Raw genomic sequence first — 22,193 nt, forward strand, 5'->3', positions numbered from 1 at the left:
AGCACGACGTCGCCGGGTGCAGGCGGCCGGGACCGCGGTGGTGGTCCTGTGCTACCTCGTCTCCCTCGCCGTCTTCGCCCTGATCACCCATTGACCTGCGCTGCCTGCCCGTTACCCACCGGCCGCGCGGCAAGGAGGCAACCATGTCCCCACGCACACCGGGACCGGCACTCGCGGCGGAGATCGAGGGCACGCTGATCCGGCCGGGCGACGCCGACTACGAGGCAGCCCGGACCGCCGCGGTGTGGAACGCGCGCAGACCCCGGCGATTCCCCGAGGTCATCGTGCGGGCCGCCGTGGAGGAGGACGTGGTGCGCGCCGTCGGCCACGCCCGGGCTCAGGGACTGCGCGTCTCGACGTACTCCGGCGGCCACAACTGGTCCGGCTCACCGCTTCGCGACGGCAGCCTGCTGCTCGGCCTCTCCGCGCTACGGCAGTGCACCGTCACCCCGGGAAGCGACGCCGTTCCGGCGACGGCCCTGGCGGGTCCGGGGGTCACCGGCCAGACCCTCGTCGCCGCCCTCACCCCGCAGCGACTGGCCTTCCCGGTCGGCCACTGCCCCTCCGTCGCGATAGGCGGATTCCTGCTCAGCGGCGGCCTCGGCTGGAACTCCCGGGCTTGGGGAGCCTCCTGCGCGAGCGTCCAGGAGATCCGGGCCGTCACCGCCGAGGGAAGGCCGGTCGTCTGCAGCGAGACGCAGCACCCCGACCTCTTCTGGGCAGCGCGGGGCGCCGGACCGGGGTTCTGCGCCGTCGTCACCGGCTTCCGCCTCGGCCTGCAGCCCCACCCGGGCTCGATCATGACGACGAGTCTGACGTTCCCGCTGGCGGACGTCGACCGGGTGACGGGCTGGGCGGAGGAGACCGCTCGCCGGCTCCCTCCGTACGTGGAAACCGCCTTCGTCCTGGCGCCCGCCGGCCCCGGGACGGACCCGGCGCCGCCCGGGCCCCGGATCACCGTCGCCGCCACTGCGTTCGCCACGACGCAGGAGGAGGCCCGGCAGGCGCTCCGGCCGTTCGCCGACTGCCCGTTCGGCGCCCTCGCCGTCGCCCGGCAGCCGGCCGCGCCGACGTCCTTCGCCGCGCTGCACGAGGGCGCCGCGGCCGTCTGGCCCCCGGCGCACCGTTACGCGGCCGACACCCTGTGGTCCCCGGACGGCTACCGGACCCAGCTGACGCGGATGGCCGATGCCATGGCCCACGCCCCCTCCGACAAGTCCCTGGTGCTCGCGCCCGTCGAACCGGTGTCGCGGGCCCCGGCACTGCTACGGAACATGGCCTTCGCCCCGCTCGGGGAGTCCTACCTCGTCTGCTACGCGATCTGGGACGACCCGGCCCACGACGAGGCCAACGCGCGCTGGCTACGGGAGGCGATGGCGGCCGTGACCCCGCCGGGCGACGCTCGGCACTACATCGCCGAGACGGACCTGGAGGCCGACGCCGCACGGGCCCGGCGCTCGTACGCCCCCGCCGCCTGGGACCGCCTGCAGGAGGTCAAGGCACTGTGGGACCCGGACGGCCTCTTCCCTTCCTACCTCGCGCCCTGACGCACGGAGCGGGCCGGGCCGGGTCAGAAGGCCGTGTGGGCGAACCAGCGGTCGAGTGCCGCGGTCTCGCCCGACACCTCGAAGACGGGGTCCTGGTACGACCGCCGCCTGTAGAGCAGCAGCAGGAGGTCCGCCGCCTGCCCCCGTACCGTCGCCTGCGCGCCGGATGACGCGGTGTCAGCCGTGCCGGCGTCGGCTCCGGCCCGCGGCAGCAGACGGAACCCGTCCGGCTCCAGCCGCACCCGCCAATCCTCGCCGGTGCCGTCGCCCGGATCCGCGCACCGGAAGGCGATGACCTCGCCGTCGCCCCGCAGCTTGTTCACCTCCGGGGCGAAGAGACCCGCGTAGGGCAGGTTGACGAGGAACTCGTCCACCCCGTCCGCCGCCAGCGCGGGGTCGATGTCCGGCTCGTGGCCGACGGCACGCTCGGCGTCCACCCGGTGCACCAGCGTTTCGCACAGCATCCGGCGGGCCCAGAACCGCGCGTGCTGGTCCTCTCCCCAGGCCCACATGGCCGCCTGGGGGTCCGTGCCCCGCAGCACGGCGGCCACGGTGGGCACGCCCCCGGCCACCCAGCCGGCGTACTCCTCCGCGCGTTCCGGCAGGCCCAGCTCCACGTCACGGCTGCGCGGAGGCTCCTGCACCAGCCGGCTCAGCAGCGCACAGAACCAGCGCTGCAGCGATCCCACGTGCCGGGTGAGCTCGGCCAGCGTCCAGTCGGGGCAGGAGGGCACGGGGGCGGCCGGGTCCGCGCCGTGGACCAGCTCGGCGAAGCGCAGGGTCTCCCGCTCGATCGCCTGCCGGTAGGTGTCGTAGGGCAGCGGGTGCCCCGTCCGGTTCGTCTCCATCAGCTGCCGCCTTTCGGTCCACGGCATGGGTGCCGTCGCGATCAGTGTGGATGCTGGAGTCCACTCCACGGCAAATCCCGGTCCCGGGGCGACGCATCCGGTCTGCACGGCCGGGAGGCGGCCGGGACGCTCAGCGGTGCGGCGGTACGGACGCTCCGGGTCCGGTGGGGCCGGTCCGTGCGCCCAGGGCACGCAGCAGGAACGGGAGGAGCTCGCCGATCGCCGCCTCACCGGAGGACGGGCCGTCCGTGGTGGCCCGGTGTGCCGCATCCTTCCGGTGGGGACCGGCCACCACGGGAGACCGCTACCGCATCACAGCACCCGGTCCGCGCGGGGCAGGCGGCGGACGGCGTGGGCGACGGCCCAGCACAGCGGCAGGGCCAGGACGGCGACGAGGGCGAACTTGACCGCCGCCAGGGTGTGCAGCCAGCGGAAGGCGTACCCGAGGCCGACGAGCACGGCCGCATGGGTGAGGTAGACCGCGAAGGCATGGCGGGAGAGGAAGGCGCCGAAGGGGCCCTGCCGGTTGAACCGTTCCCGGAACAGGACGGTCAGCCCGAGGACGACGCCGACGGCGAAGGCCGACTCCCACGCGGCCCCGGCCAGCGACTGCCAGCTGCCGTGCCCGTCGAGCGCACCGTCCTCGGCGGTGACGACCACCGGCAGGTACGCGAGCGTCGCGACGGTGGCGACGGCGAAACCCACCCGCCCCGCGCGCCGGGAGAGGGCCTGCGGCCAGCCGTGGCGGTGGGCCAGCACGCCGATGACGAAGAAGCTCGCGTACTGCGGCAGGAAGCTCGGGCTGGGCAGTCCCAGGAAGGGCAGGTAGCTGCCGCTCGGTACGACGAACCGCCACAGGTACGTGGCGAGAGCCAGGCCGAGGGTGAAGCCGACGATGGCGATCGGCCGCAGGGGGCGAGGAGCCCGCTCGGGCGCGCGGCCGGCCGGGGAGACCGCCCCGCCCGAGCCCGCCGGGCGGGCCGCCCGGCGGTGCCGGACGAGGGCGTAGAGCAGGGAGAACACCAGGAGCACCTCGACGAACCACATCGGCCCGGCGTCCCAACTCAGCACGTAGTAAAGCCAGTAGGGAAGCTCCTTGCCCTGCTCGGCGAAGTCCGCCCGCAGGGAGGCGTAGCCGCTGAAGCCCACCAGCGGACGTATCAGCAGGATGAAGGCGAGGAGGGGGATGCCCAGCCGCTTGAGACGGTCCCGGAGGAAGGGCCGGGTGCCCTTGCGTCCGTAGGAGGGCGGTGTGAAGTAACCGGCGATCATGAAGAAGAACCCCATGAAGAACGCCTGGTTGAACATCACGAACGCATCCAGGAGCAGCCCGGAGCCGTCCTTGGCGGGCTCGGTGTAGTACCAGGCGGGGATGTTGCCGTAGGTGACGGCGGTGTGGTGCAGCACCACCAGCGCCGTCAGCACGATGCGCAGATTGTCGACGTACAGCAGTCGAGCGGCGGGGTTCGGCCGCCGCCCGGTATCCGGCTCGGGCCCCACCCTCGCGGCAGGGTGGCGCAGATCTTCCGTCATGAGAATTCTCCCCGTGGAAAGCGCGGTTCAGCGCGGTTCAGTGCGGTTCATTGCCGTCGGTGCCGTCGGTGTCGGTGCTGTTCGCCTGTCGGTCCGGTTTGCGCGCCGGGTCCGCGCGGGTGGCGTGCTCGAAGAGGCCGGCGAGCTCGCGGGCGTGGGCCGCCAGGTCATGCTCGGGATGGGCGCTCCAGTACGCGAACATGTGGTCGATCGCGGCCTGGAGGCTGACGGCCATGACGCGCACGTCGAAGGCGCGGAACTCGCCGCTGCGCTGCCCCTCCAGAAAGACCCCCTCCAGCGCGACGTACAGCGGCTCGCTCGATGCGACGCCGTAGCGCGGGGCGCCGTCCGCGGTGCGGAAGTTGCTGAAGATCTCACCGAGCGCGGCGAGTTGGGACCGGTGGTCCTGCATGTACGCCGCCACCGACTCCACATAGACCCGCAGCCAGGCCGTCGCCCCGGCCTCCTTCTCCAGCCGGGCCTCGACGAAGGCGCCGATCCCCTCATAGATCTGCTCGACGAGCCGCTCGATCAACTCGCCCTTGCCGGCGAAGTGGTACGAGATCACGCCCTTGCTGACCCCCGCCCGCTCGGCGATCTGCGCCAGCGAGGCCTTCGCGAACCCCCGTACCGCGATGGTCTCGACGGCGGCCTCCATGATCTGGGCGCGACGCGCCTTCTCGATGAAGGACCGTTCGGGCTCCTGCGCCTTCGGGTCGCCCACCGAGCCTGCCGAGGCGAAGCCTCTCTGACCGTCCGGTTGATTTTCTGACCGCATGGCCAAAATCCTAGACGCCCGGCCAACCGCCGTCCAGTCGGGGCACGTTGAGCCCGGCGCCCACGGCCGTGCCGCCGCACCTCCTGCTGGGCCGGCTGCCGGACGAGCAGGGCAACCGCATCCGGCCCTCCACCCCGCACCCGCCCGTGACCGTGCGTCAGCGGACCGCGGACGGGGCCTGGGCCGCGGACATCAGGCGGTGCGGGTGGCCGGCGCCGTCGGCCGGGACGGACCAGGCGTCGGTCTCGAAGTCCCCGGGCAGGGCGTAGGCGACGGTGCGGTCGTCCAGCCAGACGGCCTGGTCGTCGGCGCTGCGGCGCTCGGCGAGCGGGTGCTCGCGCATGCTGCGCAGGTCCAGCACGTACAGGCGCCAGGGCGCGTCCGCCGGAAGGCCCGGCACCCGCTTCTTGAACGCCAGCCGGGTCCCGTCCGGGGAGAGGGAGGGGCATTCGACATTGCCGCGGACGACGGTCACGGTGCGCTCGGCGAGGTCGCCGCGCACCAGGTACGCGGTCCCGTGCGTGGCGAGCGTGGCGTAGAAGTGGCCGTCGTCGGCGAACGTCACGCCCCAGAAGTTGAGGTCGGGGCTGCGGTACGGGTGCCCGTCCTTGATGACGCGGTAGTTCTCCAGGTTGGGCTGGAGTTTTCCGGTGCGGGTGTCGAGGATCGAGGTGCGGGTGGAGAAGTTGAGCCCGGTGTACGACTCCCCGCTGACGAACACGGTCCACGCCACCATCCGCCCGCTGGGCGAGACCCGGGTCCGGGTGGGGCTTCCGGCCAGGGGGACGTGCCGGCGTGCCCGCAGCCGGGAGTCCAGCACGACCGCTTCGTAGTGGCCGGCCGTCGCGCCGGGCACCGCGCGCAGACAACTGCCGGTGCCGGCGGCGGTGGAGAAGCGCAGGCAGCGGAGACCGGACGCGGTGCGCGGGCCGGAGGGGTCCGAGGCCGGTACGGACACCAGCTCGTCGCGGTGCGGACCCCACAGCGTGCTGCGGAAGACCAGCCGGGGCTGCCGCACCGGTGCCGCTCCGGCCAGTGCCACGCGCCCCGCGGTCACCTGCGGGCCGGTGGTCTGCTGCTGGTCCATGCGGCCGGCCTGGTCGGCGGCCCGCAGCACGGAGCCCACGGCGACGCCGCCGAGGACGAGCACGGCGACGAGCAGGACGACGAAGCGGGTACGGGTGTTCATCCGGCGGCCTCCGTGGTGGGCGCAGAGTCGGCAGAGTCGGGGGTGGGTGCGGGGCCGGTGGGGTCAGCCGTCGGCGCGGAGTCCACGGAGTCGGGCGCGGGCGGCGCCGCCGCGGTGGAGGGGGCTGCGGGGCCTTCCCCGGCCGCGGCCCGCTCCGTCGTCGTACGCAACGGCCGCAGCAGCGCGCACACCCCCGCGCTCGCCGCCAGCGCCACCGCGGCGGCGGACAGCGCGGTCCGGTCCCCCCACGCCGTCCAGACCGCGCCGAAGAGGACCGAGCAGGCGAAGCGGGCGCCGGCCTGTCCGGTCTGGACGAGGGCCAGGCCGCTGGAGCGCAGCTCGGGCGGCGTCACGCCGGCGGCCGCCGCCATCAGCACCCCGTCCGTCGCGGCGTAGAACGCGCCGTGCAGGACGAGCACCACGGCCGCCACCGGCACCACCGGCGCGTGGAGCGGCGCCAGTACCAGCCCGTACGCGACCAGGAGGCCCAGATGTCCGGCCAGGAAGGTGCGCCACCGGCCCCAGCGGTCGGCGGCCTTGCCCAACGGGACGGCCAGCAGCAGGAAGGAGCCCGCCGTGACGGTCGGCAGCAGCGGGAACCACTCCTGAGCCAGGTCCAGGCGCCGCTGCAGCAGCAGGTAGAGGAAGGAGTCGGAGACCGTGGCCAGCCCCAGCAGCAGCGCGCACAGGGTCAGCCGTCGGAGCTCGGCCCGGCGCAGCAGGCCGGCCGCCGCGGACAGGGAGACCCGCACGGGGGAAGCCGGTGTCCCGACGGCGGTCGGGACCGGGCTTTGGCCCGGCACGAAGAGCAGCAGGACCAGCACACCCGTCACGGCGACGCAGAAGCTCACGGTGAACACCGCGTCGTAGCCCCCGGCCGCCACCCGCAGGAGGGCGAAGGCGGTGACCGGGCCCAGCAGCGCTCCGGCGGTGTCCATCGCCCGGTGCACGCCGAACGAACGCCCCTGTGTCCGCGGTGGGGAGGCCAACGAGATCATCGCGTCGCGCGGCGCCGTACGCAGCCCTTTGCCCGTGCGGTCGACGGCGAGCACCAGGCTGATCAGCGGCACGCTGTGGACCAGCAGCAGCAACGGTTTGCACAGCGCGGAGAGCCCGTAGCCCGCGGCGGCAGCGGCCTTGTGGCGCCCGCCGCGGTCGGCGAGGTGGCCGCCGGCCAGCCGTACCAGGGCGCTGACGCCGTTGTAGACGCCGTCCAACAGACCGAAGCCGAGCGGGGACAGGCCCAGTGCGGTGACCAGGTACAGCGGCAGGACGGCGGTGACCATCTCGGAGGAGATGTCGGTGATGAGGCTGACCGTGCCGAGCACGAGCACGGTCCGGGGCACGGCCCGCAGGGCGGTCGCGGCCTTGGCGTGCGGCAGGGCCCTGCCCCGGCCGCCCGGGTGGGTACCCGGGTCGGCCGGAGCAGGGGTGGTGCGGCTGTCCGCTACGTACACGGCGGTCAGTTCCAGATGCCGGTGATGTCGGAGGCGGAGGCGGCGTTGCCGGCGTGCGTGGTCAGGCCGGCCAGGTCCTCGACGGTCCGCAGGACGTTGTAGTGGTTGTACGTCGTGGAGGACGAGCTGCCCGGGGTGACGTGTGCTCCGTACAGCACCGTGGCGATGTGGTTGTTGTGGGCCCGGTCGTCCTCGTCGAAGGTGACGAGGAGCAGGCTGTTGTTGTTCTTGGCCCACTGGGCGTAGGCGTCGAGGTTGTTCTTCAGCCAGTTGTCACCGGTGGTGATCGAGCAGTCGTGCATGTCGTTGCACAGGTTCGGCACGACGTACGAGACCTTCGGCAGCGAGCTGAAGTTGCCGGGGAACTGGGAGAAGGTGTGCGCGGTGTTCGCCGGGACGTTGCTGAAGGCGAACCACGGGTTGTGCTTGCGCGCGTAGTTGGTGGCGCTGTTGGTGCAGACGGTGGAGCCCTCGGAGGGCAGGCCCTCGTTGTAGCTGCCCCAGGTCTTGCCGGCGGCGATCAGCTCGGAGCCGAGGTTGGCCGCGCTGCTGAATCCCGGGCTGTAGCAGCTGTCGTCGGTGACGCCCTGGGTGGCGCCCGAGAAGAGCTGCAGGTAGTTGGGCTGGCTGGGGTGGGTCAGGGCGAAGGAGTTGGTGAGGTTGGCGCCCCCTGCCTTGAGCGTGTTGTTCAGATACGGGGCGCTCGAACTGCCGATGACCTGCTCGTAGGCGTGGTTCTCGAACACCACGACCACGACGTGGTCGGGCGTCGGCAGCGCCGCGGCCTGGGCGACGCCGGGGGCGCTGCCCCACAGCCCGAGCGAGGCGGCCACGAGGCTGGTGGCACCGAAGATCGAGACGGACCGGCGCGGTCGTCGTATACGGGAGAGCATGGACACAGCGGACCTCCGAGAAAGAGCCGTGGACGGGGCGGGGAGTGGCGTTTCTCGTTGAAGCGAGGCAACCGTAGGAGGGCCGTCGTGAAGTTGTCAGAACTTCAAAAGTGAAGCGAAACCGAACAGTTGAGGGCCGGATTCCGCTGCCGGCGCGTACCCGGGGTCCCGCGAGGGGCTGCGGGGTGCGCGGGGGCGGACCGGGGGGCGCGCGGCCGCGCACCGGGCGGGGCGGGGCGGGTCAGCGGCGGGTGAGTGCGGCGTTGGCCTTCATCAGCAAGGGGATGAGTACGTAGGCGGCCAGAGGGACGACGATCGCGGTGAGTATCAGGGTCCGCAGCATCAGCGGCAGGTGGGCGGTGGCCGGGCCGAGCAGGCCGAGGACGACCGTGATCGTGGGATAGACGGCGAGCCAGGTGATCAGCGCCCGGCGGTGGACGGACGGGACGACGGCGGGCGTGCTCGGGGACATGGACTTCTCCTGGTGAGCGGGAAACCGGTCTCCAACCGTTGGGTTGGAATTGCAGCCGGAGTCTGGCACAGACCCGGCGACAAAGTCCAACCCTGTGGTTGGAGATGGGTTAGGGTGGCGGCATGGCCTGGGACACAGCACGCACGAAACAGCTCCTGCTCGATGCGGCGGTGGAGGAGTTCGCCGAGTTCGGCCCCGAAGGGGCCCGGGTGGCGCGGGTGGCGACCCGGGCGGGCGTCAACAAGGAGCGGATCTACCAGTACTTCGGCAGCAAGGAGAAGCTGTTCGTGGCGGTGCTGGAATCCGAACTCCAGAAGATCGCGGCTGCGGTGCCGCTCACCGCCGAACAGGCCCAGGACCTCGGCGACTATGCGGGCCGGGTCTTCGACTACCACCGCGAGCACCCGCATTTCGTGCGGCTGCTCGCCTGGGAAGGCCTGCAGTACCAGGACCGGGTGGTCGCCGAGTCCGAGCGCACCGACCACTACGACGAGAAGATCGCCGCGGTCGCCCGGGCCCAGGAGGCCGGGGCCCTCAGCGACGCGGTCACCGCCGGCCAGTTGATGCACGCGGTGATCGCACTGGCCGCGTCCTGGTTCACGCTGCCGCAGTTGGCCTGCATGCTCATGCCCGGCGTCGTGGCGGCCGGGCCGGAAGCACAGCGCGAGAGCCTGGTCAGCCTGGTGCGGCGGCTGACCGCCTGACCGGCGGCCGGCCGCCGACGCCTTGCTACGGGCCGGGAGGCGAGCACCACGCGGCCCTCACCGCTCGGGCCTCACCGCTCGGGCCGGCGCAGGACCGAGCGCACCGATTCCGGTGAGCGGGCCACCACCGCCGTACCGTCGTCGGCGGTGATGATCGGCCGTTGGATCAGGGTGGGACGGGTGGCCAGCGCCTCGATCCACCGGGCGCGGGCGGCGGGTTCCCGCGGCCAGGTGGCGAGATCCAGCTCGGCCGCGGCGGTTTCGCCGAGGCGGGCGACGTCCCACGGCTCCAGGCCCAGGCGCCGCAGGACGGCGTCGAGTTCGTCCGCGGTCGGCGGGTCTTCCAGGTAGTACCGCACCGTGTACTGCGCTTCTTCCGCATCGAGCAGTGACAGCGCGGACCGGCACTTGGAGCAGGCGGGATTGATCCAGATTTCCATGCGTGGGTCTTTCGGTTCTCTCCGTGACGAGGTGGGACGGGGCGAAGCGGGAGGTGAAGCGCGGTCCCCCGGAGCCTGCCGGGTGCGGCCTACCGCGCGGACAGGCCGCTCAGGGCGAGGAATTCGGCGCGGGAGCGGGCGTCGTTGCGCAGGGTGCCCAGAAGGGTGGAGGTGAGGGTGCTGGAGCCGGTGGCCTGGACGCCGCGGAGGGTCATGCAGGTGTGTTCGGCTTCGATGACGACGCCCACGCCCTTGGGCTCCAGATGCGTCTGCAGCCAGTCGGCGACCTGTTTGGTGAGGCGTTCTTGGACCTGCGGGCGACAGGCGAAGTGCTCGACGACCCGGGCCAGTTTGGACAGGCCCAGGATCCGCCGGCCGGGCAGATAGCCGACGTGGGCGGTGCCGACGAACGGCAGCAGATGGTGCTCGCACACCGAGCGCACCGGGATGCTGCGGGCCAGCACGAGTTCGTCGTAGCCCTCGTCGTTGGGGAAGGTCGTGAGGTCGAAGGGGCGGGGGCTGAACAGCTCCGCGTACGCTCGGGCCATGCGGCCGGGGGTCCCGCGCAGGCTCTCGTTCTCGGTGGAGATGCCGAGAGCCTGCAGGAACAGCCCCGCCGCGCGTTCGGCGGCGGCCAGGTCGATGCCGTCCGTTTCATGGACGACGCGCAACGCGGCCGGGGCGGGCATCGGTATCTCCGGATCCGCCTTGGGGGCGAGGTCCATGGCAGCCTGGGTGCGGTGGGTCATCTCAGCTGCCACCGATACCCAGTGCGGTGAGCAGGACCAGGACGACCGTGAGCACGGCGAAGAGGCCGTGGCCGGCGACCACCGGCACGGGGAAGTGCCGCTCGGCGGGCTCGGCCTGCGTCCCCGTGGGAGCGTCGGCGGCGGCGCGGGCCCGGTGGACGGGAATCCAGCGGGCCAGCATCGCGAAGCCGAGCAGGGCCACGGGCACGAGCAGGCCGAAGGCGGTCCAGGCCAGCGCGTCCTTGTCGGTGACGAGGTAGACGATCCAGACGACCAGACCGGCCGCGGCCAGCGCGAAGTGGCCGAAGACGACCGGGACGGGCAGCCGGCTGGTACCGCCGGACGCCCCTCCGCGGGCGAGCCAGGTACCGAGCATGAAGAAGCCGCCCAGAGCGGTGATCACCCAAGCGATCAGTGCGGCGATGTCCATCGGGACTCCTCTTGCTTCTCTGTGGTGGGAAGCTTCTGCGGGGGAAAGCTTCTCTGTTTGCTTCTCTGTGGGGGGAAGGGTCAGCCGGCGCTACCGCCCGTTCGGTGGGGGCCGGCGACGAAGCCCTCGGCCTGGGTGGTTTCGTCGGCGACGCGCACCCCGTAGCGGTAGGCGAGCTTCCCGCCCAGGTAGCCCGCGACGCCCAGGACCAGCAGGCTCACGGCGTTCAGCGCGAGCATCCCGGTCCCGACGCCGCCCGCGGGGCCGTGGCCGGCGTGCCGCCACAGGAAGTTCCCTGCGTAAGCGGCGGTGACCAGCAGGTTCAGCGTCATGTGCAGCAGACCGACGCGGAACGCCCGGGTCCCGGGCGGAATCGCGAACAGGTCCAGGAAGCCCACCGTCGCGGCGAGCAGCGCGCCGATCACACCCAGCGCGATCAGCCACATCGCGCCCTGGGCCAGGAAGGCCGGATCGTGCACGAGGCGCGAAGCGATGTCGAAGACCAGGCTGCCCACCCACGCACCGATGGGGACCGTGACCAGGATCGGATGGAACGGGTGCCCGTACGGACCGGCCAGTGCGGCACTCACCGGCCGCTTGGCACGCCCGGGCAGGGGCAACGGATCAGCCATGCCGACCACCTCCTATTTCACCAACAAATCTTGGTCTTATTCCGGAGGGGCGTCAAGACGGGCAGGTGAGCTCCGCACATGGTGGCGATTTACTGGTTGGACCTATCGATATGCGCGTTATCGTGGAGGGGTGGACCCCGACGCAACACCGCAGACGCGCCCGGACGACGCCGCGATCGAGTCCGTGAGCGTCCTCAGTGAGGACTCCCGGCGGCAGATGTTCGCGTTCATCCGGCGCCAGCGCCGCCCGGTCACCCGGGACGAGGCGGCCGCCAGCGTGGGCATCTCCCGTAAGCTCGCCGCCTTCCACCTCGACAAGCTGGTGGACGCCGGTCTGCTGCGCGCCCGGTACGCCTCGCCCGGCGGCATCCGGAAGGTCGGCCGTCAGCCCAAGGTCTACGAACCCACCGACAGCGAGATCCGCGTCAGCATCCCGGACCGCCGCCACGAGCTCCTGGCCGATCTCCTGCTGGAGGCCGTCCTGACCGAGGACGACGGTGAAACCGCCATCCACGCCGCGGTCCGCACGGCCGGCCGGCGCGGCCGCGAACTGGGCGAGGCCGAACGGGAGCAGACGCGTCCCGGACGGCTCGGCGCGGAACGCGGACTCAACGTCTGCGAGCGGATGCTCGACCGGCACGGCTTCGAGCCGTTCCGCGAAGCCCCCAGCCAACTCCGGCTGCGCAACTGCCCCTTCCACCCGCTGGCGGCCAAAGCCCCCGACCTGGTGTGCGGTATGAACCACGCGTTCATCGCCGGCTACCTGCAGGGCCTGAAGGTCAGCGGCGTCGAGGCCGTCCTGGCCCCCCGCCCGGGAGAGTGCTGCGTCCAACTCGGCCCCGCCCCGGAGTGACCGCTCCACCGCTGGACGCCCTCGACGGCTCCCGGTGGGCACACCACCCCAGCAGCCGTGGACTCATGGCCACGTAACCGCTGACCCGCGCGCTGCCCTTGGCGGCCCACCCTGGCTGCACGGACGCCCACGATGCTCGCTCGTGTGCGGCCGCCGGCGCCTACGCGGACGTCCGCACCCGCACGGCTCGGCTGGAAGGCGGCGTGCGGTCCGCCGGGATGCGCAGCCGTCCGGTCAGGGCGAGGAAGGCGACGAACGCGGCCATGACGATCCAGCCGGGCCAGCCGAAGAGTCCCATGTGCAGGGGGTCCGGTGTGAGGTTGCGGTCGGCGCATTCCTTGACCATGCTCACGCTGACCGTGCTGACGCAGGCATGGCCGAGGACCGCGGGGATCACCGACCCGGACCGCAGCCGCAGCCAGGTGAAGACCGGCAGCCCGAGGGTGCAACTCACCAGCATCGCGGGCACGGACACGTACCAGGGATGCCCCGGATACTGCCCGCCCACCAGCAGGGTGGGCAGATGCCACAGGGCGAACGCGATGCCGGTGACCACGTACGCCCACACCAGGCGCATGCCCCGCCCGTCCCCGGCCAGGCGGGGAAACAGGTACCCCTGCCAGCCCAGTTCCTCACCGAAGAACAGCGGCAGCGAGATCACCAGCTCCGGCAGCATCCGTGCTGCCCACGTACCGAGTTCGCCCCAGCGCAGCTCGCCCCAGGAGTAGACGCCGACCGCGCTGCCGATGCAGAGGGCACCGACGGTGAGGACGGCGGGGACGGCAACGGCCAGCAGGCAGGACCGCACCGCATGTCCCCGGGGTGCGGGCCACCGCAGGGCAAGGGCGTCACGCACCCGTCCCTTACCGGCCGGCTCGACGAACCGGATGACGAGGACCGCGGCGAGCGCGGGTGCCAGCATCGCCACCGAGATGCACACCTGCTCCAGCTCTCCGGTCTCCGCCCGGCCGTCGCTCCGGCGGAATCCGCTCGCCAACAGCGGCGACATGGCCAACCACATGCCCAGATATGCGAGGCCCAGGAAGACCGGCAGTCCCCGGCGAGGACGCGGTAACGGTGCCGGCACACGTACGGAAGGTGTCATGCGGCCGACGCTACGAGCCACCACCGGCGGGGAGAATGCGGCTGGCACCACCCCTGCTCCTGCGGATTTCCCCACCACCGGCCGACCGGCCCACCGGGCGTCGGCAGAGCTGCCCAGGCTCGCCGAGCGCGTCACCGCACCCGTTACAGCACCTCTGCCGCCGAGTCCGCCAGCCGGCGGTGTGCCGTGCGGGTGGCCGGGAGCGTGGCGGCCGCCGCGGAGATCGTCACGGCGAGGGCGACGACCAGGGCGAGGGTTCCGGCGTGCGGCAGTTGGGCGATGCCCGTTCCCCAGCCGCTCGTTTCGCCCTGGAGGTCGATGAGCCACTGGGAGGCGAGCAGGCCGCACGCGGTGCCGGTGAGCGCGGCGGCCAGGGTGATGAAGGCGGTGGCCGAGACGATGACCGCGGTGATCTGGCGGGGGGTGAGGCCGACGGCCCGCAGGGCGAGCAGGTCGCGGCTGCGGTCGCGTACGGCGGCGCCGACCGTGGTCGCCAGTTCCGCGAGTCCGATCAGCGTGAGGACCGCGATCAGGCCGGCGGCGACGCCGCGGATCGCGGAGAGCTGGTCGGCCGGGTTGGGGATCTGCCGTACTTCGAGGCGGCCCGCGGAGGCCTTGGTGAGGGCGTCGCGTACGGCGGCGGGGTCGGTGCCGTGCGGCAGGACCAGGTCGTAGAAGTCGGGGCGGGCCACCGGGGCGCCCGGGCCGTCGTCGCGCAGGGTGTCGAGGGTGGTGGAGACGACCCGGCCGGCGTCGGCGGTTTCGATGCTGCGGCCGACGAGGTGCAGGACGTGCGGGCGGCCGGCGACGGTCATCCGGACCCAGTCACCGACGTGTGCGTCGAGGAGTTCCAGCAGGCCGGCGCCGGCGACCGCCTCGTCCGGGCCGTGGGCGGCCCGGCCCTCCGCGAGGGCGAAGGGGTAGGGGTGGTCGTCGGTGCCGAGGCCGCGCAGGGTGATCGTGCCGGTCTGACCGGGGACCAGTGCCTGGACCTCGGCACCGGGGTAGGCCGTCAACCGGCCCTGTTCGCCGAGGAGTTGGCGTACCTGTTGGTCGCTGAGCGAGTCCGAGCGGACGGTGAGGGAAGCGGCCAGGCCGACGCTTTCCGGGCGGGAGGTGAAGCGGTCCAGGGTGGTCCAGGCGCCCAGGGCGATGGTGATGAGCAGCAGGGGCACGGCCAGGCGTGCCACGGCCGCCCAGGACCGCAGCGGGCGGTGGAAGGCGCCGCGCCAGCCGAGGACCAGGGCCGGGGGGATCTTGAGGCCGAGGGCGCGCCGGGTCAGGCCGGATCCGCCGCCGGCGGTGGGGGTGGCGGCCCGGGCGACCGGGACCGGCGGCACCCTGCCCGCCCGCCAGGCGGTCAGGCAGGTGGCCGCGCCGATGAAGGCCACCACCCCGCCGCACACGGCGAAGGGCAGCCAGGTGTGTTCGGGGAGTTGCGCCCACAGGGCCGTCGCCTCGCCGATCCGGCCGGGGATGAGGGGGCCGAGCAGCTGGGTGACCAGGGCTCCGAGGGTGACGCCCAGCAGCGCGAAGCCGAGGTGCAGGACGAGGAACATCCGGACCACCTGGCCCGGGGTGAAGCCGATGGCCTTGAGGACGGAGATGTCGCGGAGGTGGCCGCGGATCCTGGTGCTGATCGCGCCGCCCACGGCGAGCGCGGCGGCGAGCAGCGCACCGAGGCCGAAGAGGGCGAGCAGCCGCGCGAGCAGACCGTTGTCGCCGGCGGCTTCAGCCTTGGCCTGGCGCCAGGTGGAGACGTCGGTGATCTGGTCGGCGCCGAGCTGGGTGACCGCCCGCTGGACGACGTACTCGGTGTCCTCGGGGTGGGTGAGCCGGAGGCCGATGGTGCGGCCGCGCTGGTCGGCGCCCGCGTCGGAGGCGGCGAGGGTCTGCGGGAGGACCCAGGCCACGCCCGGGCTCTCGCCGGCCCGGAAGGGCGCTTCGGCGGTGTCGGCGATGCCCACCACGTGCAGCGGTGCCGGGAAGCCGCCCAACGCCAGGGAATCGCCCGGTTTGGCCCAGATCGCCCGGGCTACCGAGCTGTCCAGCACGATGCCCCGGGTGGCCCCCGCGTCGGTGCGCGGGTCGAGCCAGCGGCCGGCGACGGTCTGCGGGGCGGCGGTCGCGGGACGTCCGCGGACGCCGCGCAGTTCGAGTGCCGCCCTGGCGCCGCCGGGCTGGAGGCTCGCCGTCGTACGCACCGTGGGGTACGGGCCGGCGGCGGTCCGCACCTCGTCCAGTGCGGCGAGTGAGCCGGCCCGGGCCCCGGCCTGGGTATGGATCCAGACGTGGGCGCCGGAGGACTGGGTGAAGATCCGCTGCCAGGGGTCGGTGGCGTAGGAGAAGAGGGCGGTGGCCAGCAGCAGGGAGACGGTGATCCCGGCGGTGGCCAGCACGATGAGCACGGCCGCGGGGCGGTGTGCTCGCAGATGCGCCTGGGTCCAGCGTGCTGCCGCTCGCACGGATCAGCCCCGGAGCTTCAGTACGTCGGAGACGCCGGTCGCCGGACGGCCGGGCCCGCTGCCGAGATGTGCGTCGTCGACGACCTGGCCGTCGAAGAAACTGATCACCCGGTCCGCGGCGCTGGCGATCCTGGCGTCGTGGGTGACCAGCAGGATGGTCTGGCCGCGCCGGTGGAAGCGGGCGAGCAGCCGCAGCACCTCCCGGGTGCCCTTGCTGTCCAGGCTGCCGGCGGGTTCGTCGGCGAGCAGCAGGCTGGGGGCGTTGACCAGCGCGCGGGCGAGGGCGACCCGCTGCTGTTCGCCGCCGGAGAGCTCGCCGGGCGTGCAGTTCTCCTTGCCGGCCAGGCCGAGCTCGTCGAGCAGCTCGGTGCGGGCGGTGCGGGCCTGCCGGGGCGAGCGGCCGGCCAGCAGCGCGGGGAGCTCGACGTTGTCGGCGACGGAGAGGTTGGAGACCAGGTTGAAGAACTGGAAGACGATGCCGATGTGGTTGCGGCGCAGCTCCGCCCAGCGGGCCTCGCGGTAGCCGTCGACCTGGCGGCCGTCGAGCCACAGGGAGCCGCTGTCGGGGCGGTCGAGGCCGCCGAGAAGGTGCAGAAGGGTGGATTTGCCCGCCCCCGAGGGGCCGGTGACGGCGACGAATTCGCCGCGCTCGACGGTCAGGTCGACGCCCCGTACGGCGTGGACGGGGGCACCGCCTTCCGGCCGGTGGGTCTTGACCAGGCCGGCTGCCCTCACTATCGGGCCGGACGGCTCGTCCCGGTTCATTCCAACTCCTCTTGACAGCGCTCCAGCCAGTCCAGATCCGCCTGGAGATGCAGCATCGCGCCCTCGATCAGCAGCTGGGCGATCGGGTTGCCCCGGTCCTCCACCGCCGCGAGTTTCGACAGGTCCCGCATGGTGTTGAGGTACTGGCGGCGCTGCTTGTTGATCAGGGCGATCCGGTCCGCGGTCCCCGTTTGTGCGGCGACGGCGAGCTTCATGAAGAACTCGTCCCGTACCCGCGGTTCGGCGGTGGCCTCGTCGAACCATGCGTCCACCGTTTCCCGCCCCGCGGCGGTGATCCGGTAGATGCGCTTGTTGGGCCGGTCCGACTGCTCGACGTCCTCTCCCTCGATCAGGCCCGACTTCTCCAGCCTGCTCAGGGTGACGTAGATCTGGCCGACGTTCGGCTGAGGGTATGCCGCGCCGAGGAGGTTCTCAAGAGCCTGCTTGAGTTCGTAGCCGTGTGCGGGTCCGCTGACCAACAATGCCAGGAGTGGCAGCCGCACGCTCTTCCTCTCCCTCCCCGCCCTACATGCCGGTTATGTGAACTCATCCGGGTGTGAGCCGGTCGGTCGTCGTATCTCCCTGCGACATCTAGTATCCCGCATGGCTAACAGGTATACATGGGGCGGGCTGTCGGTCCAGTGTCCCGTCGACGCCTGGTTCAAGGAGGAGCCCATGCGGTGGAAGCGTGCCGCCACCAGGGCTCTGCTGGTCCTTTCACTGCTGCTGGCGGGGAGTGCGGGTGCCCGGGCCGGTGAGCCGCTCGGCGACCCGGACGGCCGCGGGCCGATCACGCTCGTGACGGGCGGCGACCTCACGGGCTATCTGCGCGGTGTGCTCGCCGGCTGGAACAAAAGGCACCCGCGCGAGAAGGTGACGCTGGTCGAGCTGCCGGACGCGGCCGACGAGGTCCGGGCCCAGATGGTGACCGAGCTGCGCTCGCACAGCGCCCGCTTCGACGTGCTGAACATCGATGTGGCCTGGACGTCGGAGTTCGCCGCCGCGGGCTGGATCAGGCCGGTGGACGGCGGACGGTTCCCGCTGAAGCGCTTCCTGCCCCCCGTGGTGGACACCGCCACCTTCCGGGGCCGGCTCTACGCGGTTCCGTACGTGACCAACGCGGGGCTGCTCTACTACCGCAAGGACGTGCTCGACCGGGAGGGCGCGCGACCGCCGCGCACCTGGGCCGAGTTGGCGCATCTGGCGAAGACGGTCGCGCCCAAGTACGGACTGGACGGCTATGCGGGCCAGTTCCTGCCGTACGAGGGGCTGACCGCGAACGTGGTCGAGGCGGTGCAGTCGGCGGGCGGTTCGGTGCTCGCCGGCGAGGGCACGCGGGTGACCGTGGACTCCCCCGCGGCCCGCCGCGGTCTGTCGTTCCTCCTCGACGGGGTACGCGAGGGGTGGATCCCCCGGCAGGCCCTGACGTACAAGGAGGAGGAGTCCCGCAGGTCCTTCCAGGACGGCCGTCTGCTGTTCCTGCGGAACTGGCCGTATGCGTACGCGCTGGCCGGCGACCGGGCCTCGAAGGTGGCGGGGAAGTTCGGCGCGGTGCCGCTGCCGGGCCCCGACGGGCCGGGTGCCAGCGCGCTGGGCGGCTCCAATCTGGCCGTCAACGCGCATTCGCGGCACCCGGAGACGGCCGCCGAGCTGATCTCCTATCTGACCTCCGAACCGGTGCAGCGCCGCGTGCTGACCGAGGGTGCGCTGCCGCCGGTGTGGGCGGATCTGTATGCGGATCCGCAGTTGGTACGGCGGTTCCCGTACCTGCCGACGCTCAAGCGGGCCGTGCTGACCGCCCGTCCGCGGCTGAAGAGCCCGCGCTACGACCAGGTGAGCCTGGCGGTGCAGGCCGTCATGCACGACGCACTGGTGCACCGGCTGAGCACGGACGCCACCGTCGCGCGCCTGGAGCGCGAACTGCGCGCCATCGTCGGCCGCGGCTGACCCTCGCCTGACCTCTCCCCCCTCTTTCCTAGTTACTTGTTAGGTAACGGACGCGCTTCGAAGCGCGCTAAAAGCCGGACAAATCGGGGCACGCGACAAGCAGTTCGTGCCTTTTCGTTGACACCGAAAAGACATGCCTACTTAACATGCATGCATAACAGCGACCCCGGCAGGCCGCACGGCATGCTCATGCAAGAACGGGATCACGGCAGATGCTCATCGCCACCGCAGACAACGGCTCCCCGGCCGACGACGCGCCCTCCCTCTCCCTCACCGGCCCGGCCGCCCCCGCGGTGCGGCCGGCCACCGGGACCACGTCCCCGGACACGGCTCAGCGCTGGTGGCGCGATGCGGTGATCTACCAGGTCTACGTCCGCAGCTTCCTCGACAGCACCGGTGACGGCATCGGCGATCTGGCCGGTGTCCGCACGGGGTTGCCGTACCTGAAGAAGCTCGGGGTGGACGGCATCTGGCTCAGCCCCTTCTACCCCTCCCCGCAGCACGACCACGGCTACGACGTCGCCGACTACCGCGACGTCGACCCGGTCTACGGCGACCTCGCCGAGTTCGACCTGCTGGTGGCCGACGCGCACCGGCTGGGGCTGAAGGTCCTGCTGGACATCGTCCCCAACCACTGCTCCAGCGAGCACCCGTGGTTCCGCGCCGCCCTGGAGGACGGGCCCGGCAGCGAGGCCCGGGCCCTGTTCCACTTCGCCGACGGACGCGGGGCGGACGGTGAACTGCCGCCCAACAACTGGCGGGCGATGTTCGGCGGCCCCGCCTGGTCCCGGATCACCGAGGAGGACGGGACGGCGGGCCAGTGGTACCTGCACATGTTCACGCCCGAGCAGCCCGATCTGAACTGGCGCAACCCGGCGGTGCCCGCCGACTTCGACAAGGTGCTGCGCTTCTGGCTGGACCGCGGCGTCGACGGCTTCCGGATCGACGTGGCCGCGGGGCTCTTCAAGCACCCGGAGCTCCCCGACTCCCCCGACCCGTCGGCCGACGAGCGGACCCGCGACTCGGTCAACCCGCTGGCCTGGAACCAGCCCGAGGTGCACCAGGTGTGGCGCGACTGGCGCGCACTGTGCGAGGAGTACACCGCCCGCGACGGCCGCGACCGGCTGCTGGTCGGCGAGGTCTCGGTGCGCACCCCGAGCGAGCAGGCCGCCTACGTCCGGCCCGACGAGCTGCACCAGGCGTTCTTCTTCCACCTGCTGACCGCGCGCTGGGACGTCGACACCTTCCGCACGGTGATATCCGAGGCGCTGACCGACATCGCGGGCACCGGCTCCACCGTCACCTGGGTCCTCAACAACCACGACCAGGTGCGGACCGTCACCCGGTACGCGACCGAACCCGGCGACCTGCCCGGGGACACCACCCTGGGGCCCGCCCGGGCCCGCGCCGCCGCGCTGCTGATGCTGGCGCTGCCCGGCGCGGCGTACATCTACCAGGGCGAGGAGCTGGGCCTGCCGGAGGTCGTCGACCTGCCGGACGAGGTCCTGACCGACCCGATCTTCCACCGTACGGGCAGCCGGCAGCACATCCGTGACGGCTGCCGGGTGCCGCTCCCCTGGTCCGGGCACGCCTCCCCGTTCGGCTTCACCTCCGGTACCGACGCGGCGCAGCCCTGGCTGCCGCAGCCGGAGTGGTTCGCCGAACACGCCACGGACCGGGCCCTGGCCGACACCCGCTCGTTCTGGCACCTGTACCGCGAGGGTCTCCAACTGCGCCGCAGCCTCCCCCAGCTCGGCGAGGGAACGCTGCGCTGGCTCCCCTCCCCGCCCCAGGTCCTGGCGTTCGAACGCGGCGACGGCCTGGTCTGTGCCGTCAACTTCGGCACCGAACCGGTGGCCGCCCCCGCCCCCGGCGTTCCGCTGCTGGCCAGCGGCGACTGCCCCGCGGGAACGCTGCCCGGCTCCACGGCCGCCTGGTGGATGCACCCCGCCGGGTCCGCGTCCGTACCCGCCCCCCGATAGCCCCACACCCCTCCCCCCGACGCCCCGCCAGTCCTCCCGAAGGGAAAACCACCATGAGACGACCCTCCGTACGACACACCCGAGCCGCCCTCTCCGGCGCCGCCGTGCTCGGCCTGGCGCTGTCCGCCACCGCCTGCGGCGGCGGAGCCTCGGCCGGGGGCGGCAAGCAGGAACTCAGCGGTCAGACGATCACCGTGGCCGGTGTCTGGACCGGCGTGGAACAGACGAACTTCAAGAAGGTGCTGGACGGGTTCTCCGAGAAGACCGGTGCCAAGGTGGTCTTCTCCTCCACCGGCGACAACGTCTCGACCGTCGTCGGCAGCCAGATCGAGGGCGGCAACGCGCCCGACGTCGTGATGGTCCCGCAGGTCGGCGTGCTCCAGCAGTTCGCCAAGAAGGGCTGGCTGGCGCCGCTCTCCCCGGAGATCGCCGCCGAGGCCAAGCAGAACTTCGCACAGGTCTGGAAGGACTACGGCACGGTCGACGACAAGTACTACGGCCTGTACTTCAAGGCCAGCCACAAGTCGACGGTCTGGTACAGCCCGGAGGCGTTCTCGCAGGCCGGGGTGAAGCCGGCGAAGACGTACCAGGAGATGCTGAAGTCGGGCCGGACCCTCTCCGACTCGGGTGTGCCGGCCTTCTCGGTCGCCGGTGAGGCCGGCTGGCCGCTCACCGACTGGTTCGAGAACATCTACCTCTCCCAGGCCGGACAGGAGAAGTACGACCAGCTGGCCGCCCACAAGATCCCGTGGACGGACGCCTCCGTGGTCAAGGCGCTCACCACGCTCGGCAAGCTCTTCGGCGACAAGAACCTGGTGGCCGGCGGCGGTTCGGGCGCGCTGCGCACCGACTTCCCCGAGTCCGTCCAGCAGGTCTTCGGCCCCGAGCAGAAGGCCGCCATGGTCTACGAGGGCGACTTCGTCAGCGCCCTGGTCACCGACGAGCTGCACAAGAAGGTCGGCGAGGACGCCAAGTTCTTCCCGTTCCCGTCGGTCGACGGCGGCAAGGCGCCGGTGGTCAGCGGTGGTGACGCCGCGGTGGTGCTCAAGGCCGGGAAGAACAAGAAGGCCGCGATGGACCTGGTCAAGTACCTGGCCACGCCCGAGGCCTCGGCGATCTGGGCCAAGGCGGGCGGCTACATCTCGCCCAACAAGAAGGTACCGGCGTCCGCCTACCACGACGAGGTCACCCGCAATGCGGCCAAGTCGCTGACCGGTGCCGGGAATTCCGTCCGCTTCGACATGTCCGACCAGGCGCCAGCGGCCTTCGGCGGCACCCAGGGTGCCGGCGAGTGGAAGCTGCTGCAGGACTTCCTGCGCGACCCGTCCGACCCCAAGGGCACGGCGCAGAAGCTCGAAGCGGCCGCGGCCAAGGCGTACGGAAAGTAAGGACCGAGGGCTCCAG

At 72.1% G+C, this 22,193-nt stretch carries 22 protein-coding genes; 6 read left to right on the top strand and 16 right to left on the bottom strand.

Going from position 1 to position 22,193, the window contains the following annotated elements; all coding sequences use genetic code 11:
• Window positions 1–143: 143 nt before the first annotated feature.
• Complete coding sequence (locus AB0G35_RS28520; RefSeq protein WP_360955466.1) at window positions 144–1,547, top strand: FAD-binding oxidoreductase; 1,404 nt, start codon at window positions 144–146, stop codon at window positions 1,545–1,547.
• A 23-nt stretch (window positions 1,548–1,570) separates the two neighbouring features.
• Here the strand turns inward: AB0G35_RS28520 and AB0G35_RS28525 are convergent, their stop codons facing one another.
• From AB0G35_RS28525 to AB0G35_RS28560, 8 genes are all read right to left on the bottom strand, one after another.
• Window positions 1,571–2,395: a maleylpyruvate isomerase family mycothiol-dependent enzyme gene (locus AB0G35_RS28525; protein WP_360955468.1), complete on the bottom strand. Its 825-nt coding sequence runs from the start codon at window positions 2,393–2,395 to the stop codon at window positions 1,571–1,573.
• A gap of 130 nt (window positions 2,396–2,525) precedes the next feature.
• Window positions 2,526–2,690, bottom strand: coding sequence for a hypothetical protein (locus tag AB0G35_RS28530; RefSeq protein ID WP_360955470.1), 165 nt, complete (start codon window positions 2,688–2,690; stop codon window positions 2,526–2,528).
• A 17-nt stretch (window positions 2,691–2,707) separates the two neighbouring features.
• Window positions 2,708–3,928, bottom strand: a complete 1,221-nt coding sequence (locus AB0G35_RS28535) for an acyltransferase family protein (protein ID WP_360955472.1) — start codon at window positions 3,926–3,928, stop codon at window positions 2,708–2,710.
• A 37-nt stretch (window positions 3,929–3,965) separates the two neighbouring features.
• On the bottom strand, window positions 3,966–4,706 hold the full coding sequence (locus AB0G35_RS28540) for a TetR/AcrR family transcriptional regulator (RefSeq protein ID WP_360955474.1): 741 nt from the start codon (window positions 4,704–4,706) through the stop codon (window positions 3,966–3,968).
• A 157-nt stretch (window positions 4,707–4,863) separates the two neighbouring features.
• Entirely contained in the window at window positions 4,864–5,895 is a 1,032-nt protein-coding gene (locus AB0G35_RS28545) for a TolB-like translocation protein (RefSeq protein WP_360955476.1), read from the bottom strand.
• Window positions 5,892–7,352: an MFS transporter gene (locus AB0G35_RS28550; RefSeq protein ID WP_360955478.1), complete on the bottom strand. Its 1,461-nt coding sequence runs from the start codon at window positions 7,350–7,352 to the stop codon at window positions 5,892–5,894. The genes AB0G35_RS28545 and AB0G35_RS28550 overlap by 4 nt, the downstream gene beginning before the upstream one ends.
• Before the next feature lie 5 nt (window positions 7,353–7,357).
• The gene (locus AB0G35_RS28555) at window positions 7,358–8,245 is read right to left on the bottom strand and encodes an alkaline phosphatase family protein (RefSeq protein WP_360955480.1); all 888 of its coding nucleotides are present in this window, start codon (window positions 8,243–8,245) and stop codon (window positions 7,358–7,360) included.
• A 241-nt stretch (window positions 8,246–8,486) separates the two neighbouring features.
• Complete coding sequence (locus AB0G35_RS28560) at window positions 8,487–8,717, bottom strand: hypothetical protein (protein WP_360955482.1); 231 nt, start codon at window positions 8,715–8,717, stop codon at window positions 8,487–8,489.
• A 122-nt stretch (window positions 8,718–8,839) separates the two neighbouring features.
• On the opposite strand from AB0G35_RS28560, the gene AB0G35_RS28565 reads away from it, so the two are divergent.
• Window positions 8,840–9,421, top strand: coding sequence for a TetR family transcriptional regulator (locus AB0G35_RS28565; protein WP_360955484.1), 582 nt, complete (start codon window positions 8,840–8,842; stop codon window positions 9,419–9,421).
• A 71-nt stretch (window positions 9,422–9,492) separates the two neighbouring features.
• On the opposite strand, the gene AB0G35_RS28570 is transcribed toward AB0G35_RS28565, so the two are convergent.
• The 4 genes from AB0G35_RS28570 to AB0G35_RS28585 form a co-directional block, all read right to left on the bottom strand.
• On the bottom strand, window positions 9,493–9,861 hold the full coding sequence (locus tag AB0G35_RS28570) for an ArsC/Spx/MgsR family protein (RefSeq protein WP_360955486.1): 369 nt from the start codon (window positions 9,859–9,861) through the stop codon (window positions 9,493–9,495).
• 89 nt (window positions 9,862–9,950) lie between these two features.
• Window positions 9,951–10,550 (bottom strand): GTP cyclohydrolase I FolE, encoded by a 600-nt coding sequence (gene folE / locus AB0G35_RS28575; protein ID WP_360955592.1) that lies wholly within the window; start codon window positions 10,548–10,550, stop codon window positions 9,951–9,953.
• Window positions 10,551–10,611: 61 nt separating this feature from the next.
• A complete protein-coding gene (locus AB0G35_RS28580) occupies window positions 10,612–11,040 on the bottom strand; it encodes a hypothetical protein (RefSeq protein WP_360955488.1) in 429 nt (142 codons plus the stop codon).
• 80 nt (window positions 11,041–11,120) lie between these two features.
• Complete coding sequence (locus AB0G35_RS28585) at window positions 11,121–11,672, bottom strand: DUF2231 domain-containing protein (RefSeq protein WP_360955490.1); 552 nt, start codon at window positions 11,670–11,672, stop codon at window positions 11,121–11,123.
• Between the two features lie 130 nt (window positions 11,673–11,802).
• Between AB0G35_RS28585 and AB0G35_RS28590 the strand changes: the two genes are divergently transcribed.
• Window positions 11,803–12,525, top strand: coding sequence for a helix-turn-helix domain-containing protein (locus AB0G35_RS28590; protein ID WP_360955492.1), 723 nt, complete (start codon window positions 11,803–11,805; stop codon window positions 12,523–12,525).
• Between the two features lie 160 nt (window positions 12,526–12,685).
• Here the strand turns inward: AB0G35_RS28590 and AB0G35_RS28595 are convergent, their stop codons facing one another.
• From AB0G35_RS28595 to AB0G35_RS28610, 4 genes are all read right to left on the bottom strand, one after another.
• Window positions 12,686–13,534 (bottom strand): CPBP family intramembrane glutamic endopeptidase, encoded by an 849-nt coding sequence (locus tag AB0G35_RS28595; protein WP_360955494.1) that lies wholly within the window; start codon window positions 13,532–13,534, stop codon window positions 12,686–12,688.
• 239 nt (window positions 13,535–13,773) lie between these two features.
• Window positions 13,774–16,095, bottom strand: coding sequence for an FtsX-like permease family protein (locus AB0G35_RS28600; RefSeq protein ID WP_360955496.1), 2,322 nt, complete (start codon window positions 16,093–16,095; stop codon window positions 13,774–13,776).
• Window positions 16,096–16,098: 3 nt separating this feature from the next.
• Window positions 16,099–16,860: an ABC transporter ATP-binding protein gene (locus AB0G35_RS28605; RefSeq protein WP_360955498.1), complete on the bottom strand. Its 762-nt coding sequence runs from the start codon at window positions 16,858–16,860 to the stop codon at window positions 16,099–16,101.
• Entirely contained in the window at window positions 16,857–17,363 is a 507-nt protein-coding gene (locus AB0G35_RS28610) for a PadR family transcriptional regulator (protein WP_360955500.1), read from the bottom strand. Before AB0G35_RS28610 ends, AB0G35_RS28605 begins: the two co-directional genes overlap by 4 nt.
• A 172-nt stretch (window positions 17,364–17,535) precedes the next feature.
• Between AB0G35_RS28610 and AB0G35_RS28615 the strand changes: the two genes are divergently transcribed.
• The 3 genes from AB0G35_RS28615 (at window position 17,536) to AB0G35_RS28625 (ending at window position 22,177) form a co-directional block, all read left to right on the top strand.
• Window positions 17,536–18,807, top strand: a complete 1,272-nt coding sequence (locus AB0G35_RS28615; protein WP_360955502.1) for an ABC transporter substrate-binding protein — start codon at window positions 17,536–17,538, stop codon at window positions 18,805–18,807.
• Window positions 18,808–19,019: 212 nt separating this feature from the next.
• Entirely contained in the window at window positions 19,020–20,789 is a 1,770-nt protein-coding gene (locus AB0G35_RS28620; protein ID WP_360955504.1) for a glycoside hydrolase family 13 protein, read from the top strand.
• 53 nt (window positions 20,790–20,842) lie between these two features.
• Window positions 20,843–22,177 carry an ABC transporter substrate-binding protein gene (locus AB0G35_RS28625; protein WP_360955506.1) on the top strand — a complete coding sequence of 445 codons (1,335 nt, stop codon included), beginning with the start codon at window positions 20,843–20,845 and terminating at the stop codon, window positions 22,175–22,177.
• The last annotated feature ends 16 nt before the right edge of the window (window positions 22,178–22,193 follow it).

Source organism: Streptomyces sp. NPDC021749, assembly GCF_040640655.1.
Classification (GTDB): Bacteria; Actinomycetota; Actinomycetes; order Streptomycetales; family Streptomycetaceae; genus Streptomyces.